Genomic DNA, 16,820 nt, shown 5'->3' on the forward strand with positions numbered 1-16,820 from the left:
AAATTAGTGCTAGCTAAAATTTGCGATTCTTTGGCCTAGATCTCCATCCTATCGCCCAAATCAATATTCCAGCACCAATACAGCTATACGTTAGCCATAGTGTAGCTATTTGAGTAAATAAAATTGTGCCGCAGATCAACAATACAGCAGAAGTGATCAGTAGATAATTGCTCTTGTGTGATTTTTGTTGATAACGCAAATACTTATCTAACATTTGCTGTTGAGTGCCGAGTAATTTACGCCCTAGCTTTAAATTATCGTAAATTAATTCAGGAAACTCAGGGAGTTTGTCTGCCCAAAAAGGTGCATTTGATTTTACTTTGTTATACATGGCCTTAGGGCCAACTTGTTCTGACATCCAATCTTCTAAAAAAGGTTTCGCTGTTTGCCACAAGTCTAGTTGTGGATACAACTGGCGACCTAAACCTTCTATGTACAGTAACGTTTTTTCCAGTAGCACAAGTTGTGGTTGCACCACGATATCAAACTGACGTGCTGTTTTAAAAAGTTCCAGCAGTACATGTCCAAATGAAATTTCATCGAGTGGTTTATTAAACATTGGTTCGCATACCACTTTAACCGCTTGCTCGAAAGCAATAACGTCAGTGTGTTCTGAAACCCAACCCGATTCAATATACAACTGTGCAATGCGGCGATAATCACGATTAAAAAAAGCCAGAAAGTTTTCGGCAAGATAACGCTTATCAACATCGGTTAAGGTGCCCATAATCCCGCAGTCTAGACCGATATAAAATGGATCATCGGGATGTTCACGGCTGATAAAGATATTTCCTGGATGCATATCTGCGTGGAAAAAATTGTCTCGAAACACTTGAGTGAAAAATAACTCAACGCCACGTTCCGCAAGCAGTTTAAAATTGGTGCCTTGGGCCCGCAGCGCTGCTGTATCAGACACTGGGATACCGTAAATACGTTCCATCACCATTAGGCGTTTGTAGCTGTGTTCCTCGTAAACAAAGGGTACGTATAATGAATTTGAGTCAATAAAGTTATTACGCAGTTTTATGGCATTGAGTGCTTCGAGTTTGAGGTTCAGTTCACCTAAAATAGTAGTTTGGTAATCTTCAATCACTTCGGCGGGACGTAAACGATTACCTTCACCCAATAAAGCTTCTAGTATGTTGGCAGTTTGAGTCATTAACTGTAAGTCAGCTAATATTTGCTGTTCGACATTTGGGCGCAATACTTTCAGTACTACGTCTTTACCGTTCGACTTTAATGTGGCGGTATGCACTTGAGAGATAGAGGCGGAGGCTAATGGCGTGTCATTAAAGTCATCAAAATAAGTTTCTATCGGTGCCTTTAGTTCTGCTTCAATTGCTTGGCGTGCCAAGGCTGAGTCAAATGGTGGCACTTGGTCTTGTAACATGGCTAATTGGTAAGCCCACTCGTCATCAAGTAGATCGCGACGAGTTGATAACATTTGCCCCAGCTTTATGTACACAGGACCTAAATCTTCCATGGCTAACTTTAAACGTTCGGCATGGGACTTCTGCTTATGTTTATTGCGGATCCAAAATAAGCTGTTACGTAGGATTGAAAAATACCAGGGCTTTTTATGTCGAGGAATTAAGTCATCTAAGCCAAAATGGAGAATGGTTTTAATGACATGGTAACCACGCCTGATACTTGCAAATGTCATGGAGTTATTTGATCTCTTAATTGGGCTATCTTGGTTTCAACTGCGTCGGTTTGGCTGACGAGTTCATCTAGATTATCACGAAAATGCAGCCATTCAATTTTATGTGGTGCCAAACGATATTCTTCAGTTGTCAGTTGGCTGATATGCGAGCGTGTTTTTTGTATCACTTGCTTAACATCATCGCTAAATTGTCTCGCAGTGGTAACCAGTTTATGTGTCGGAGCATCACCGATATAGTGTGATAATGGTTCGGCAAAATCAAAATGAATATTCTGTAAATAGTGACTCAAAGTTTGCAGTAATTGAATATCACCTTCAAGACTGAGCTTATCTTGTTTGATTAACTCTGTTAAGTTGGCGCCTTCAGTGAGTTGATATAAGGTCGATAAATCGGCCTTAACCGTCACTGCAACGTTAGCATCATAATAACTGAGCACTTGAATTTGCTTGGCAAATACCAAATAGATTGGCCAGCTTAGCTGGCTCAACTGGATACAAAATACTTTGCCGTGTAATGATTTCTGCCGAGCATAGTCATCTTTAGCCTGTTTGGGCAATTGGTTAAAAGCGGTTTCAATCGCAGCACAGGTTAATAAAGCAAAGTGATTGGGTAGCATTAGAACTTATAACCTCTATGCAATGCGACAACGCCATCGGTCATATTGGTGTAGTCAACTTGTTCAAACCCTGCATCTATCATCATCTGCTTAAGAGTCTCTTGATCAGGATGCATCCGAATAGATTCGGCAAGGTATTCGTAACTGTCGGCATCTTTAGTGATTAATGCGCCCATTTTTGGCAATACCTTAAAGCTATACATGTCGTATACTTTACGCATTAATTCATGCTTAGGTGTTGAAAATTCAAGTACTAGTAGTTTTCCGCCAGGTTTTAAAACGCGGTGCATTGAACGCAGTGCTGCATCTTTATCGGTTACATTACGTAAACCGAATGCGATGGTGATAATGTCAAAATGGTTATCAGGAAACGGCAGTGCTTCAGCATTAGCTTGAACATAACTGACGTTATTGACAATGCCTTTGTCACGTAATTTTGTTCGGCCGACTTTGAGCATCGAATCATTAATATCAGCAAGAACAACTTGACCACGGTCGCCGACTAAGTTTGAAAATTTAGCGGTTAAGTCGCCCGTTCCACCGGCTAAATCAAGCACTTTCATGCCCGGTCGAGCAGCGGCTACTTCAATGGTGTGACGCTTCCAAAAGCGGTGAACTCCAAAAGACATTACGTCATTCATTATGTCGTATTTTGCTGCAACGGAATGAAACACATCAGCGACTAAGTCTGCCTTCTTATCAGCTTCGACAGTTTTATATCCAAAATGAGTGTTTTTTGGTTCGCCTTCAGACATCGGTATATTCCTATAATGTGCGATAATTAATAGCAAGTGTATGCCATTGCGAATGATTGCTGAAATGCCGTGGTGCTAGAGTGTGACAACAATCAATTAGTTGTCTTACCTTACGCTGGACACAGATTTCACATCAACTTGAACACGGCAATGCTCTTCACGTCGACTAACCCCAATAAGCATAAGCTATTAAGGCTAAAATTTTCCCTGCATTAGAGCACAAAATGAGTCTTTAATGAATAGCTGCTATCGATTCTACTTTAGGCAAGTTAATGGCCATTGAATATAAGCATGCATCAACTCACTAAGCCATTGGCCTACATCACTATAACCCGCTTGTTCATATACGTAGCATCATGCAGGGGATTACTCAGATAAATGAGCGTAACGCCATGAACAATGCTTGCCAATATAATCTGCATAATAGTTCTCTATATTACAGCCATAAAAAAACCAGCTATGCTGGTTTTTTTATGGCGAGTGTGCCGGCATTTATAAGCTGACACAGGCTTGGCTATAGTTAATCAATATCTAATGGTTCTGGAGATAAAATAACACCGGTATTATCGGCATAAATGTGATCGCCAGGTAGGAAGGTTACGCCGCCAAAATTCACCGGAATTTCAACTTCTCCAATACCATTACCTTCAGCACCAACAGGAATTGAAGCCAGCGCTTGAATACCGATATCAAGTTCTTCAAGGGCGTCGACATCACGCACAGATCCGTAAATAATAATGCCTTCCCAATTGTTGGCAACGGCAAGTTCCACGATTCTAGCATCCAGTAGAGCGCGTCTAAGTGAACCACCACCATCGACTAATAACACTTTACCTTCACCGTCTTCTTCTAAGGCATCAGCAATCAGGCCGTTGTCTTCAAAACACTTAATGGTACTGATTGAGCCACCGAAGGAGCTGCAACCACCGTAGTTACTGAACATCGGCTCGACGACATCGACTACATCTATATACATGTCGCACAGTTCTGAGGTGTTATATTCCATAATTCACTCCTGTTGGACAGCAACGGTAAATTGCTGGGTAAAGCAAAGTTAAATGAATTATATGAGCTTTTTGTGAAAATAAAAGCCTTATCAATCACCGGATTGTTATAAATCAACTTACGCTGCGTTTTATCCCTAAATGGCCATTGACCTAAATACAGAACAGAGATCAGATTTGGAAGTAATTTTCTTTCAAATTGAACTAATTAGTTGATATATGTTGATTTAAGTCATCCTAATACGTTTTTTAATTACATTTTTGTTCAACAGTTTGTTAGCATATTGGTAGATTTATTAATGTTAGTTTACAAAAAAATACTAACTTTAGGGGCACGGAACCCTCATTACGCACACGGAAGGCAGAGGGTCTGAATAGAGGTTCTTATGGAAAATATCAATATTATTGAAATCTTAGGTTATGCCGCATCAATTATGGTCGCCATTTCGCTGATGATGAAAGACATCATTTTACTAAGATGGTTAAATTTTGTCGGCTGTTCTTTTTTTGTTGCATATGGATATGCAATCGAAGCTTGGCCAGTAGCGGGCATGAATGCCTTTGTCGCATGCATTAACATTTTTCACTTAATTAAGATTTATCGTAATAAAGGCTTACAGCCTGAAACGGCATAACGTTTGTGGAATGAGTTTGATTAATTTACGATAATCAACATTTAAAAAATCCCTTCATACCTGTATGAGGGGATTTTTTATGGGGCATTCATTGGTATCTACTGATCGCTCAATATATATTAACTAGGGAAGATTAACCGTCTTAGCCATTTCGATTCTATAGCTCATTTCTGATGTGTAATCATTAATTCATTTCGTCTGTCATAAAACTTTAGGCTAACTGTCACCTCGCGTTCATTCCAGTTCACTATTATTTAATCTGTTAACAAATACATAACTTTGATCGGGTTAATGATTTTCCCGGCGTTTGGCATGGAGTCAAGCATGAAGATAAGTATCAGCCAGTTAGATAAATATGTGTTTTATTGGATCGTACAATTTAGCCGAGAGAATACTCTGAACCAAGCTGCTAAGCGCGTGTCTGCAACTGGTGATGGTCACTATTATGTTTATTTATCGGTCGCGTTATTGTTTTTTCATCCCAATGGGCAGCATTTTTTTAATTTAGTTCTTGGCAGTTTCTTGGTTGAGTTTCCTTTGTATTTACTGCTGAAAAACAGCATTCGACGTCATCGTCCTTGTCACGCTTTAGCAGGGTTTGAATCTAGTTTTGAACCTTCAGATAAATTTAGCTTACCGTCAGGACACACCGCTGGGGCCTTTGTGTTTGCCAGCGTGGTGAATGTGGTATTTCCGACTTTAGCACCGATAGCATTTGCTTGGGCTTGTTTTGTCGGTTCATCGCGGATTGCTCTTGGAGTGCATTATCCATTGGATATTATTGCAGGAGCAGGCTTAGGAATGGGATCGGTATTACTTGTTGAGCAACTCATGTCGTGATAACTCATCTTTTGACAACTCATGAAGCAATAAATCTAGTGTGTTTAATTGTGTTAATTCAGCTGTAAAGGGATGAAAGCAATATGAAAATTTTGTATGGAGTCCAAGGTACAGGTAATGGCCATATCAGCCGCGCGCGGGTAATGTCTAAGGCGCTTAAACATCAAAATGTCGATGTCGATTTTTTATTTTCAGGCCGTACACCGCAACATTATTTTGATATGCAATGTTTTGGCGATTATCAGACACGTAACGGTATGACTTTTGTGACTGAAAATGGTCGGGTGAATACCGTTAAAACGGCCCAATGTAATTTAAAAACACCCATTTTATCAGAGATTAAACAATTAGATTTAACGGGTTATGACTTAGTGTTAAATGACTTTGAACCCGTTAGCGCCTGGGCTGCTAAACAACAAAATGTGCCATCGATAGCCATTAGTCATCAAGCAGCATTACAGCATCCTGTTCCTAAACAAGGCAATAGCTGGTTTAACGAGTTCTTGCTTAATCATTTTGCGCCTGTCGACATTGGTTTAGGTTGTCATTGGCATCACTTTGGTTTTCCTATTTTGCCGCCTTTTGTCGAGGTGTCGTCCAATAAGGGGGATCATAGCCATCAGATTTTAGTCTATTTGCCCTTTGAAGATGCCGACCGTATAGCGGCGTTTTTAGCGCCTTTTGATCAATACCATTTCTTTGTTTATCACAGCGCCAAGCCTTTGAAAAAATTAGCGGACCATATTCATTGGCATGGTTTTAATCGTGAAGGTTTTAAACAGCGCATGGCGCAATGTGGCGGGGTGATCGGCAATGCCGGTTTCGAGTTAGCTAGTGAGGCGATGACGCTAGGTAAGAAATTATTGGTTAAACCTTTACAGGGGCAGTTTGAGCAATCTGCTAATGTGGCAGCGTTGCAATTATTGGCCGCAGCAGAAAGCATGCAGACTTTAGATACTATGGTATTTAAACGTTGGTTGAAAAGTCCATCACCTAAACCCATTGCTTATCCACAAGTAGGTGATGCATTGGTGGAGTGGCTAACAATGGGTGATTGGCATCAACCGCAAGATTTATGTAAACGTTTATGGTCACAAGTAGAACTGCCTGAAAATTGGCATAAACGGCAATAGGATTTGAAATAAGTATTTTATTGCTTTGAATAAAAAGTGTGCAACAACATCACACTCTTTAATCGGGTATTGTCATTTAAGCATTACGCTTGTAAAGAATCTCAAGAAGTTGATCTTCTAATTCGAATCGTGATTCCATCGCTTGTGCCAAATGAGATAAATCATTATCAAGTTGATACAACACTTGTTCATCTGCTGTATCGGTATATTTATCGTGGAAATCTAATGCTATGTCGGTGCTTTCACTGATGAGCGGCAACAAGGCATTGCTAGTTTCGATGCTCGATTCACCAAACTTTTCACAAGCTTTGAGTACATTGTTGTACACCTCAAAATGGCCTTCAGAGACATAGTCGACTAATTGATCGCAAAATTGTTTTACTTGATCCATGCTTGGCAGTGATTTTTCGCTACGTGAATAAGGTGCTAATCCAGCAACAATAAAATATTGAACCAGTAATTTTCGGCGGTTATCAAGCCATTGATCGATTAAATTATTAGCACCGCCCCAACGTTTTTCTGCTTTTTCGAGTTTTGTTAGCATGTATTATCCTAATTGGCAGTCTGTATGTATCAACTAATGTATTGGACAAAGTGTATTGTGATCAACTGTTTTATTTTTATTTGCTTATATAGCCATCAGCTTTAGAGGCAAAAGAACAACTGGTAGGAAATAGAACAATAAAAAACCCCGTGATGGCTGAACCATCACGGGGTAACTAAGTTTTCAAAGGCTCGATATGTCGGGCTTCTTGATTGTTCTTGCTAGCGCACACTTTTTATACCAAACCACTTACCTTGACGCAACGTTTAATCTAATAATTTGCGATTTATACGCCAGTCCTGTGTATTTTGTGAGCAAGATAGTCAAGATGTTAGAAAAATAACTGCAAGATTTAGGAATAGCTCACATAAATATCCCATGAGAGGTTACATTAATCGCGTAAGTGCTAAACTACCCGCCAGCAGAAATCATAACAGTCTAGGAAGAAAGCCCACATGGCAGAATTAAAAAACGATCGTTATTTACGTGCGTTGTTAAAGCAACCAGTTGATGTCACACCAGTATGGATGATGCGTCAAGCTGGACGTTATTTACCTGAATATAAAGAAGTTCGCGCTCAAGCGGGTGACTTTATGTCGTTGTGTCGTAATGCTGAGCTTGCTTGCGAAGTGACATTACAGCCATTACGTCGTTATGATTTAGATGCCGCAATTTTATTCTCAGATATCCTGACAGTGCCTGATGCAATGGGCCTTGGTTTGTATTTTGAAGCTGGCGAAGGTCCTCGTTTTGAACGTCCGACTGACACCATCGATGCAATTAAAAAGTTATCAATTCCTGATCCAGAAGATGAATTAGGTTATGTAATGCGTGCTGTGAGCACCATTCGCCGCGAACTAAATGGCGAAGTTCCATTAATCGGTTTTTCTGGTTCACCTTGGACTTTAGCCACTTACATGGTTGAAGGCGGTTCAAGCAAAACATTCGAAAAAATTAAGCGTATGGCTTATGCCGAACCAGCTGCATTGCACATGCTATTAGACAAGTTAGCTGACTCAGTAGTGTTATATCTTAATGCTCAAGTGGCTAACGGTGCGCAATCGTTAATGATATTCGATTCATGGGGCGGTGCGTTATCGCATCACGCTTATCGTGAATTTTCATTACGTTATATGCAAAAAATTGTTGATGGTTTAACCCGTTTTGCAGACGGCCGTAAAGTACCTGTTACCTTATTTACTAAAGGTGGCGGATTATGGTTAGAGTCTATGGCTGAAACAGGTTGTGATGCGTTAGGTTTAGACTGGACAGTTGATATTGGTGATGCTCGTCGTCGTGTAGGCCATAAAGTGGCGCTGCAAGGTAACATGGACCCATCAATGTTATATGCTACGCCAGAACGCATCCATCAAGAAGTGGATCAAATTCTAGCTAGTTATGGTGAAGGTACTGGCCATGTATTTAACTTAGGCCATGGTATTCATCAACATGTTGATCCTGAACATGCCGGTGCATTTATCAATTCTGTGCATGAGTTATCGGGTAAATACCACAAGTAACCAACAGTATTTGCTGAAAAAAAGCGAGCCTTCGGGTTCGCTTTTTTGTTTCTGTTTTCGTCATTTGACCAATGCTTGTAAACAGGAATCTTTTTTATGATCTTCCACCATAGCAGATTAAGATCGTAAGGCTCCTCCCACATTAGCTAAAAGGGGATAAACAGTCATCCACGCCTTGCTGTTTATAACCTCATTGGACTCAGCCGTTCCGGCAACATTTCTCTAAGTCATCGTTATATTCACAGACACATTCACAGTTACAGTCATAATCAAAATGAAATAATCTCCATGGCGATTGAGCTTGTTTTTTTAACTAGCCATTTCATCTTTTACTTAATTGATGGAAGCCTTTCTACTGTATTGAATAAGCCTAATGCTTACGACTAAATATCGAACAAAGATTAATTGTTTAAAGCAATATTTTTGCTGTTTTTTTAGTCATAAAGGCATATTGTTAGCTTAATAGGAAGACACTATGTCAATTAGCCAAAGAATGGATGGCATAGGTGGAATATTTGCTAAATGTAGTCCTGATGGCTGTCTAGCAACTAGTTTAAATCGACCGAGAGAACCGGCTAATTTCCCTGCACGATAAATCACTAATGTGATTGAAATAAGTATTCTTAATGGGGTCAAAACATGAACAACCAAAACTGGCAAAATCAAAAAAATTCTAAAGTGTACATTATTGGTAGCGGCATTTCGGGGCTCGCGAGTGCGGTTTATTTAGAAAAAGATGCTGGTATTGCTGGCGAGAATATTCATATTTTAGAAAAAGACTCCATTGCTGGTGGCGCTACAGATGGTGCTGGCGATCCTGAACACGGATATGTCGTTCGTGGTGGCAGAATGCACGAAATGCATTATGAGTGCTATTGGGAACTGCTTTCGCATATCCCTTCGCTGGAAGACCCAAATGTTTCAGTAAGAGATGAGTCGTATGAGTTTAATCAACGGTTTGTGTCAAATGGACAAGCCCGTTTATTAAAACAAGGCAAAAAATTGGATGTGTCATCATATGGATTGTCCTTTGAGCAACAAATGGATTTTATCAAGTTGACCTATGTTTCAGAAAACTCCTTAGGAGATAAACGAATAGAAGATTGGTTTGATCAAAGCTTCTTCGATACTACATTTTGGTTTATCTGGTCTTCCATGTTTGCATTCCAAAAATGGAGCAGTCTTGCTGAAATGAGGCGTTATATGAAACGCTTCATGCACCTTGTGGATGGCTTGCCCCGTTTGGGTGGGGTCATGCGGACTAAATATAACCAATATGACTCAGTGGTTAGGCCGATGAAAACATACCTCGAAGCAAAAAGGGTGAAATTTGAAATGGGCAAAGAGGTCGTAGATATTGATTTCGACTTAACGGCAGACAAAAAAACGGCTACGATGCTTTATTTCAAAGACAATACTGAAATTATACTTGGGGAAAATGATTTTGTGTTTTTCACCAATGGGTCAATAACAGAAAGTACCGATAATGGCAGCTGGGATGCTCCCGCAAAATTGAAGGGCGTGCAAGAGTCTGGTTCTTGGATGTTGTGGAAAAAAATAGCCAAAAAAGATCCCTCTTTTGGTAATCCAAGCCCATTTTGCGACAACATTGATTTGCAAAAATGGTACTCATTTACGGCAACAATGAAAGACAGCACCTTTCTCGATTACATGGAGAACTTCTCGGGTAATGTAGATGGAACTGGCGGGCTTGTCACCATGACCGATTCTAACTGGCTGATGTCAATTGTAATAGCACGCCAACCTCACTTTCCTAATCAACCTGATGATGTGAAGATTTTTTGGGGCTATGGGCTCTATCCTGATAGAAAAGGTAATTATATTAATAAAACAATGGCGGAGTGTACTGGTGCCGAAATGTTAGAAGAGCTTTATTATCATTTGAATATTCAAGAGTTGATGAAGCCAGTAACAAAAGCCGGAAAGGTAAATTGTATCCCTGTTGCTATGCCGTTTGTTGATAGCTTGTTTATGCCGAGAAATGTGGGTGACAGACCAGATGTGATACCCAAAGGGGCTACAAACTTTGCCTTTTTAGGCCAATTTGCAGAAGCCCCTAAAGATTGTGTTTTTACCGTTGAATATTCTGTCAGAACTGCTCAAATGGCAGTTTATGGCTTGTTTGATACCGTTAAGGAGGTGCATCCTATGTACGAATCGACTCATAATCCAAAATATCTACTTGAGGCACTTAAAGCCATTAGTAGATGATCAAATACGATAGCGAGAAAAGTGAGCCGCATCGTTGAAATACCATACGATGCAAGATAGCTCATTGCGGCGCTAGTTTTTAGTCATAACCATAAACCACAAAATGGAGGTTTATATGAAATGTAATATAGGTAAAACAGATCGGATAATCAGGGTCATACTCGGAGTATGTGTTATTGCAGTTGGTGTTTACTATCAGTCATGGTGGGGAGCTGTTGGGATTATTCCTATTCTTACTGCTGCAATTGGATGGTGCCCTGCTTATGTACCTTTTGGTATATCAAGTTGTAAGATCAAGAAATAATCTTGTTTAGTTAGACGCTCGTGTGGGACGTTAAGCCGTAATATTGTGGCTTTGCGCCCCCACATTCACATTCGATGTATAGCGTTATATTGTAGATTTTATCAGTGGGTTATGTTGTACATAATAAGTTTATAGAATGATACCTATCAATTATTCACATACTGATGACCATCTTCTAAACCAAGCATTAGACTAAGTGTTCATTTTTAGCCATTCTACAATCTTGTTAATCATTTCAAGTATAGGAGCCCAGATGTGGGATCAAAGGTATAACGAAGACGAGTTTGTGTATGGAACCGAGCCTAATGATTTCTTAAAATCTGAGTATTTTCGAATACCAAAGGGTGGTCGAGTACTTTGTTTGGCGGAAGGAGAAGGTAGAAATGCAGTTTTTTTGGCTAAACAAGGATACATAGTTACCGCTGTCGATCAATCTGCTGTGGGTCTTAAAAAGGCAGAAAGCCTAGCCGCTAAATGTGGCGTAGAAATATCAACAGTTGTAGCGGACTTGAGTCACTATGACGTAGGTTTGAATGTCTGGGATGGCATAGTATCAATATCTGCACATGTTCCTCCTTTATTGCGTAAATCTCTCCATCGACAAGCTGTTAGTGCGCTTAAAAATAACGGCGTATTTATTTTAGAAGCATTTACTGAACGTCATATTCATATGGCAGGAGTCGGCGGGCCACCAGCGTCTAACAAAGAATTATTTATGTCTTTGGAAGAATTGGAAACTGAGCTTAAAGGGTTAGAGTTTGTTATTGGTAATGAAGTAGAAAGACATATTTCTGAAGGAAAATATCATCAAGGAGACAGTGCCGTTGTGCAAATAGTTGGATACAAAACAGTTTAAGGTTTTTCGATGTTGCGGAAGTTGTAAACGGCTGAATGGATTGATATGTGAAGTATGGTGCTTAGACTGTCATTTTATAGATATGGCCTGCGGCCATACTTTTAACTCACAGTAGCTCAATTTTTTTGTTAGAACTTAGTTCTAATTCTTCTGTTTAGATATCATTGATTTTGTTTATCATGAAGTTTAATGATAAACAAAACTGAGTCAGTACTACTGAGGTCATGAATCAAATCGCTGATCATTTGCGATTCAAAAATGAGATTAACTCTGCGTTACAAGCTCTATCTTAAATTCACTTCCTACGCCCGGTTGGCTGTCTATTTCAATTCTGCATTTCAATAAGCCTAATAACTGCCTGACGATGGCGAGTCCGACGCCGAGTTGTGGCAGACTTTGATTAGTCTCAAACGACAGTGTCGTCATCGATAATTGTTTCAGGGCGTCAACTTCATGCTTGTGCATGCCTGCGCCGGTGTCGCGCACGGTTAACCATTGTTGACCATTGTGTTGTGCGTTGATGATTTGAATCTTGCCACCGGCGGGGGTGTAGCGCAGGGCGTTATCGACCAAGTTGTTCAGTATGCGGCGCATTAGTGCGGGGTCGGTATAGATTTGGCTGGCATGATTGATGTCGAAATCTAATTGAACCCCGAGCTTTTTTGCTCGAGGAGTAAAGGTTTGTTCAATATCGCTAAGCAGTTCGCTTAGGTTGACTTGTTGCAGTTGTGCATCGATTTGACCATTTTCTAGGGCGGCCAATTCTAATAACTGTGCCAGTAGCTGTTGTAAGGTTTGGCCTGAGTTTGCAGCATATTGGATTAGCGCCTCGTCCCGTTCGTGCTCGGGTAATATCAACCAAGTATCGATATAACCTAACAATGCGGTAAGTGGGGTTTTTAAGTCATGTGATAAATGCAGTAAAAAGTCGTGTTTGGCCTGTTGTTGGCGTTTCACTTGCTGTTGCTGCAATTGGATTTCTTGCAATAAATGATTGATATGATGGCTGAGCTGGCTTATTTCTAAGCTGCCACGATAGCGCTGGGGGAGCATCAGTTTGTCTGACATCGGGGTGTTTTTAAGTTCGGTTAAGTCTTGAGCGAGCTTTTGGATTGGGCGGGTAAAATAGCGCAATAAAATCACAAATAGCACTAAAGCAAAAATGATCCAAAAACCGATTGTAGCGCCCCAGATTTTAGGTTGGTTTTCGGCATTAATAAGTGCCTGCCAGCTGTCGTAATCTTCACCGCCAATAATCACATATAAATAACCGCTATGAAGCCCGTCTTCGGTGATGAGTTTACTGGCGGAAAAAATCTTGTGGGTATCTTCGCTGCGCGGATCTGTGCCAAGCACTGGCAGGCTGTCGCCATTTAAAAACTGTTGAATAATTGTAGTATCGACTCGGTGAGTTTTAATTTTTTCTTCTTTGGCGTCATAGGCAATCACTTTACCATCTGGGTCTAAGGTATAAATTTCAAAGCTTGGCCCTAACAACATAAAGTCGTGAAAGGCTTCTTTAAGCGCGGCGTCTGACGTGATCCCTTGCGATAATAAAGGGTTGATGTGTGCCATATGTTCAGCAAGTTGTAGGTGCAGTGATTGCTGAATTTGATTACGGCTGAATTCATGGTTAAGTTGCAACCATTGCCATAACGCTACAAACAGTAATAACACGATGATTGTTGATGCTAAAAACAACCGATTAAATAAGCGATTCATTAGTGGGCTTGCACCTCTGGTGGTGAAAATTTGTAGCCTACGCCCCACACGGTTTTGACAAGATCATGTTCAGGTGAGCACAAAGAAAGCTTGTTACGCAAACGGTTGATGTGACTGTTTACTGTGTGCTCATAGCCGTCGTAGTGATAACCCCATACTGCTTCTAACAGTTGCATGCGGCTAAAGACTTGTTGCGGGTGCTTGGCTAAAAATAGCAGTAAATCAAACTCGCGGGCGGTGAGGGTTAACGCTTTATTAAACGCGGTAACTTCACGGGTACTGGAGTTAATGGTTACGCTGTTAAATTCAATTTGTTGGGTTTGTTCATGTTGGGCTTTTCCGCGTCTTAATAGTGCTTTTACTCGTGCGCGCAGTTCTAATACGCTAAAGGGTTTGACGAGATAATCATCTGCCCCAGCTTCAAGACCTAGTACCACATCTGCTTCTGAATCTTTGGCGGTTAATAGCATCAGCGGGACTTCCTTACCGTCTTGGCGTAGTTGCTCACACAGCATAATGCCATCACCATCGGGGAGCATGCGGTCCATTAATATGAGGTCGAGCCTTTTATGTTCGATTATGTGCATGGCTTGCTTCAAGGTGGTGGCGTGGTCGACGCTGTAGTTGAGTGCTTTGAGGTTAAGTATGATTAACTTAGCCAAGTCTTGTTCGTCTTCGACTAGCAAAATATGTTGCGGACAAACATGGCCATTATGTTTCGCGGTTCCATTCATGGTGACTTCCTCAAAGCAAATCCAGTAATTGCATTAATACTTAGACCCGCTTTGAGGAGAATAAATTTCAATCGGGTTGAAATTCATTCAGTCGACACGACCGATTAAGATTATTCAGTACGCATAATAGTGATAGCTAACACCGGGTTATCAAAACGGTGCGACGCACCCAGTACTGAATCGGCTAAGCCGTCGTACATTGAAATAACACCAGGATGAATATGCACAAAGTCGACATCATCACGGCTGGCGTTAAAACCTTCGCCGCCATCAGCAGGTCCTGGCATAGTGCCTTTGGCTTCGCTGTTGGCTTCGGTGCCAGCATCATAAGCCATAAACTTCATCGCGGTTGTTGCATCCACTTCCATTCCGGCAATGGTGTAACTGTTAATACCGGTAAAGGCATCGTTAGTGTTAACCAACATGGTGGCTAAACTGATGCTAGCTACGTCGGCTTCATCTAAGGTCAGAGTCAGCGTTTCTGACATACCAGGCATTAATAAACCTGTGCCGTTAATGCTACTTTCGATCACGCTTAGTGCAGCTATGTCGGCAGTATCACCACCTTCAGCCAGTTTCTCGAGTGCTTCGCTGGCCATTTCACCGGTGTTCCATAACATGGCATCACTAGCATGAGAGGCTAAGATAACCGGCGACATTGGTTGGTTAGCCGTCAGGTTAGTCACGGTCACCGTGAAGGTTTGCATCACTGGAGCTGGCGGTATAACAACAGCATTATCATCATCGTCATCACCACAGGCAGTAAGTAGTGTTGCAGCAGCCAGCATGGCAATTAAGCTGGGCTTAAGTGTAAAGTCAGTGCGTTTCATGGGCTACCTCCTTATTTTACTGTCACCACAACTTTGGCTACAGGGTTCAACCAGCGATGAACGCGACTGTCTAAATCACTCATTCCACCAGCAGGGTCCATGTCACCTAAAACGCCAGGGTGAGTATGTACATTACTATTGTCAGAATTATCCATCACGCCAGTGCCATTAGCTCCACCGTCACCACCAGGGGCTGCCGGAATACCCGGTACGCCTGACATTCCGCCGCCATTAATGATTTCATCATTGGCTTCTGTGCCAGCATCATAAGCATTGACGTACATAGTGTACGTGCCCGCTTCAGTAGGGATTTTCCAACCATCTAGCCCCATAAAAGCATCGTTAGTGGGTAACACCATAGCTACGATAGATAAATGGGTGTTGTCGCCAGTATCAAGCATTACGCCACTAACATTTGCACCTGCGGCAAGTAACCCCGTTGCAGGATTTGCTGATGTGACGCCTGCATTGCCGGTTACCGCAGCATCTAAGTCGGCAATGTCGCCGCCTTCAGCCATTTTTTGTAAGGCTGCGGATGCTTCAGTTCCGACTTGAAATAGGTGGCTGTCAGCGTCGTGGGCTGCGATCAACAGTGGGGTAAAGTGATTTCCGTGAGTTAAATTGGTCACACTGACTTCAATATCAGCGGCTAAGGTTGGTAGGCTGAATAATCCAGCAGCCATAAGACTTGCAGTCACTAGTGTACGTTTCATAACCGAGCTCCTTTGTTTAATTGCAGCCAGTATGCACAAGTGATCTCACCTACTTATCGCCAAATTATCACAAAAGGTTAACATCGTTAACTTGACTATAATAACGTGTGATAAAGTGAGTTCAAACCAACAAAAATAACAATGATTATGATTAGACAACTGACTCCCGCTGACTTTGATGCGGTAATCGCACTCGGTGAAATTGTCCATGGTAGTGGTTATATGGACACCGCGGAACTCACCGCGATTTATCACAAAGGCATTAAAAATGGCATTAATGCCAATTTTGTTGCGCTTGAAAATGAACAACTTATTGGTTTTCGGTTAACGTATGCCGCAGGTCAATGGCCACAAGATCAATGGTGTACTGTTGATAAGTGGTACGTGAAATTTGAAGATGTGTGTTATTTCAAATCAAACACCATTGCAGAATCTGCCCGTGGTCAAGGGCTTGGTGGGGAGCTATTAGCCGCCTCTAAAGCTGCGGTTATTGCTCAAGGGGCTAAAGCGGGGGTCAGCCATTTATGGCAGCAAAGTCCTAATAATGCTGCGGTGCGTTACTTTACTAAGGCGGGAGGGAAATTGATTGCTCAACACCCACAACGCTGGCATCAACGTTATATGGGCGATGATTACATTTGCGTCATATGCGATGAAGACTGCCATTGCGTTGCCAGTGAAATGCTACTGATTTTTTAATGTCTGCTCTCTAAATCAA

General features: G+C 41.3%; 17 protein-coding genes. 8 read left to right on the plus strand and 9 right to left on the minus strand.

What is annotated here, in order from left to right; all coding sequences use genetic code 11:
• Window positions 1-13: 13 nt before the first annotated feature.
• From ubiB to rraA, 4 genes are all read right to left on the minus strand, one after another.
• Window positions 14-1,663, minus strand: coding sequence for a ubiquinone biosynthesis regulatory protein kinase UbiB (gene ubiB, locus FH971_RS02265; protein WP_140233192.1), 1,650 nt, complete (start codon window positions 1,661-1,663; stop codon window positions 14-16).
• Window positions 1,660-2,280 (minus strand): ubiquinone biosynthesis accessory factor UbiJ, encoded by a 621-nt coding sequence (locus FH971_RS02270; RefSeq protein WP_140233193.1) that lies wholly within the window; start codon window positions 2,278-2,280, stop codon window positions 1,660-1,662. The genes ubiB and FH971_RS02270 overlap by 4 nt, the downstream gene beginning before the upstream one ends.
• Window positions 2,280-3,035 (minus strand): bifunctional demethylmenaquinone methyltransferase/2-methoxy-6-polyprenyl-1,4-benzoquinol methylase UbiE, encoded by a 756-nt coding sequence (gene ubiE, locus FH971_RS02275; protein WP_137223329.1) that lies wholly within the window; start codon window positions 3,033-3,035, stop codon window positions 2,280-2,282. Before ubiE ends, FH971_RS02270 begins: the two co-directional genes overlap by 1 nt.
• Window positions 3,036-3,555: 520 nt before the next feature.
• Window positions 3,556-4,041 carry a ribonuclease E activity regulator RraA gene (gene rraA / locus FH971_RS02280; protein ID WP_137223327.1) on the minus strand — a complete coding sequence of 162 codons (486 nt, stop codon included), beginning with the start codon at window positions 4,039-4,041 and terminating at the stop codon, window positions 3,556-3,558.
• A 384-nt stretch (window positions 4,042-4,425) separates the two neighbouring features.
• On the opposite strand from rraA, the gene FH971_RS02285 reads away from it, so the two are divergent.
• From FH971_RS02285 to FH971_RS02295, 3 genes are all read left to right on the plus strand, one after another.
• Window positions 4,426-4,674 (plus strand): YgjV family protein, encoded by a 249-nt coding sequence (locus FH971_RS02285; protein WP_140233194.1) that lies wholly within the window; start codon window positions 4,426-4,428, stop codon window positions 4,672-4,674.
• A 324-nt stretch (window positions 4,675-4,998) separates the two neighbouring features.
• Complete coding sequence (locus FH971_RS02290) at window positions 4,999-5,514, plus strand: phosphatase PAP2 family protein (RefSeq protein WP_137223323.1); 516 nt, start codon at window positions 4,999-5,001, stop codon at window positions 5,512-5,514.
• Between the two features lie 83 nt (window positions 5,515-5,597).
• A complete protein-coding gene (locus FH971_RS02295) occupies window positions 5,598-6,647 on the plus strand; it encodes an MJ1255/VC2487 family glycosyltransferase (RefSeq protein ID WP_140233195.1) in 1,050 nt (349 codons plus the stop codon).
• Window positions 6,648-6,723: 76 nt separating this feature from the next.
• Here FH971_RS02295 and rsd read toward each other — a convergent pair whose 3' ends face one another.
• Window positions 6,724-7,191: a sigma D regulator gene (gene rsd / locus FH971_RS02300; RefSeq protein WP_137223319.1), complete on the minus strand. Its 468-nt coding sequence runs from the start codon at window positions 7,189-7,191 to the stop codon at window positions 6,724-6,726.
• A 455-nt stretch (window positions 7,192-7,646) separates the two neighbouring features.
• Here rsd and hemE point away from each other — a divergent pair, with 455 nt between their 5' ends.
• From hemE to FH971_RS02320, 4 genes are all read left to right on the plus strand, one after another.
• Window positions 7,647-8,711: a uroporphyrinogen decarboxylase gene (gene hemE / locus FH971_RS02305; RefSeq protein WP_137223317.1), complete on the plus strand. Its 1,065-nt coding sequence runs from the start codon at window positions 7,647-7,649 to the stop codon at window positions 8,709-8,711.
• Window positions 8,712-9,350: 639 nt separating this feature from the next.
• Window positions 9,351-10,943, plus strand: a complete 1,593-nt coding sequence (locus FH971_RS02310) for an oleate hydratase (RefSeq protein WP_140233196.1) — start codon at window positions 9,351-9,353, stop codon at window positions 10,941-10,943.
• A 115-nt stretch (window positions 10,944-11,058) separates the two neighbouring features.
• Window positions 11,059-11,247 (plus strand): YgaP family membrane protein, encoded by a 189-nt coding sequence (locus FH971_RS02315; protein WP_140233197.1) that lies wholly within the window; start codon window positions 11,059-11,061, stop codon window positions 11,245-11,247.
• Window positions 11,248-11,500: 253 nt separating this feature from the next.
• Window positions 11,501-12,103 (plus strand): class I SAM-dependent methyltransferase, encoded by a 603-nt coding sequence (locus FH971_RS02320; RefSeq protein WP_140233198.1) that lies wholly within the window; start codon window positions 11,501-11,503, stop codon window positions 12,101-12,103.
• A gap of 264 nt (window positions 12,104-12,367) precedes the next feature.
• On the opposite strand, the gene FH971_RS02325 is transcribed toward FH971_RS02320, so the two are convergent.
• From FH971_RS02325 to FH971_RS02340, 4 genes are all read right to left on the minus strand, one after another.
• Window positions 12,368-13,825 carry a sensor histidine kinase gene (locus FH971_RS02325; protein ID WP_137223309.1) on the minus strand — a complete coding sequence of 486 codons (1,458 nt, stop codon included), beginning with the start codon at window positions 13,823-13,825 and terminating at the stop codon, window positions 12,368-12,370.
• Window positions 13,825-14,559 carry a response regulator transcription factor gene (locus tag FH971_RS02330; RefSeq protein ID WP_137223307.1) on the minus strand — a complete coding sequence of 245 codons (735 nt, stop codon included), beginning with the start codon at window positions 14,557-14,559 and terminating at the stop codon, window positions 13,825-13,827. The genes FH971_RS02325 and FH971_RS02330 overlap by 1 nt, the downstream gene beginning before the upstream one ends.
• 110 nt (window positions 14,560-14,669) lie before the next feature.
• Window positions 14,670-15,389 carry a spondin domain-containing protein gene (locus FH971_RS02335; RefSeq protein ID WP_140233199.1) on the minus strand — a complete coding sequence of 240 codons (720 nt, stop codon included), beginning with the start codon at window positions 15,387-15,389 and terminating at the stop codon, window positions 14,670-14,672.
• Window positions 15,390-15,400: 11 nt separating this feature from the next.
• Window positions 15,401-16,102, minus strand: coding sequence for a spondin domain-containing protein (locus FH971_RS02340; protein ID WP_140233200.1), 702 nt, complete (start codon window positions 16,100-16,102; stop codon window positions 15,401-15,403).
• Window positions 16,103-16,243: 141 nt separating this feature from the next.
• Between FH971_RS02340 and FH971_RS02345 the strand changes: the two genes are divergently transcribed.
• The gene (locus FH971_RS02345) at window positions 16,244-16,801 is read left to right on the plus strand and encodes a GNAT family N-acetyltransferase (RefSeq protein ID WP_140233201.1); all 558 of its coding nucleotides are present in this window, start codon (window positions 16,244-16,246) and stop codon (window positions 16,799-16,801) included.
• Window positions 16,802-16,820 lie beyond the last annotated feature (19 nt).

The organism is Shewanella polaris, from assembly GCF_006385555.1.
GTDB classification, from domain to species: Bacteria; Pseudomonadota; Gammaproteobacteria; order Enterobacterales; family Shewanellaceae; genus Shewanella; species Shewanella polaris.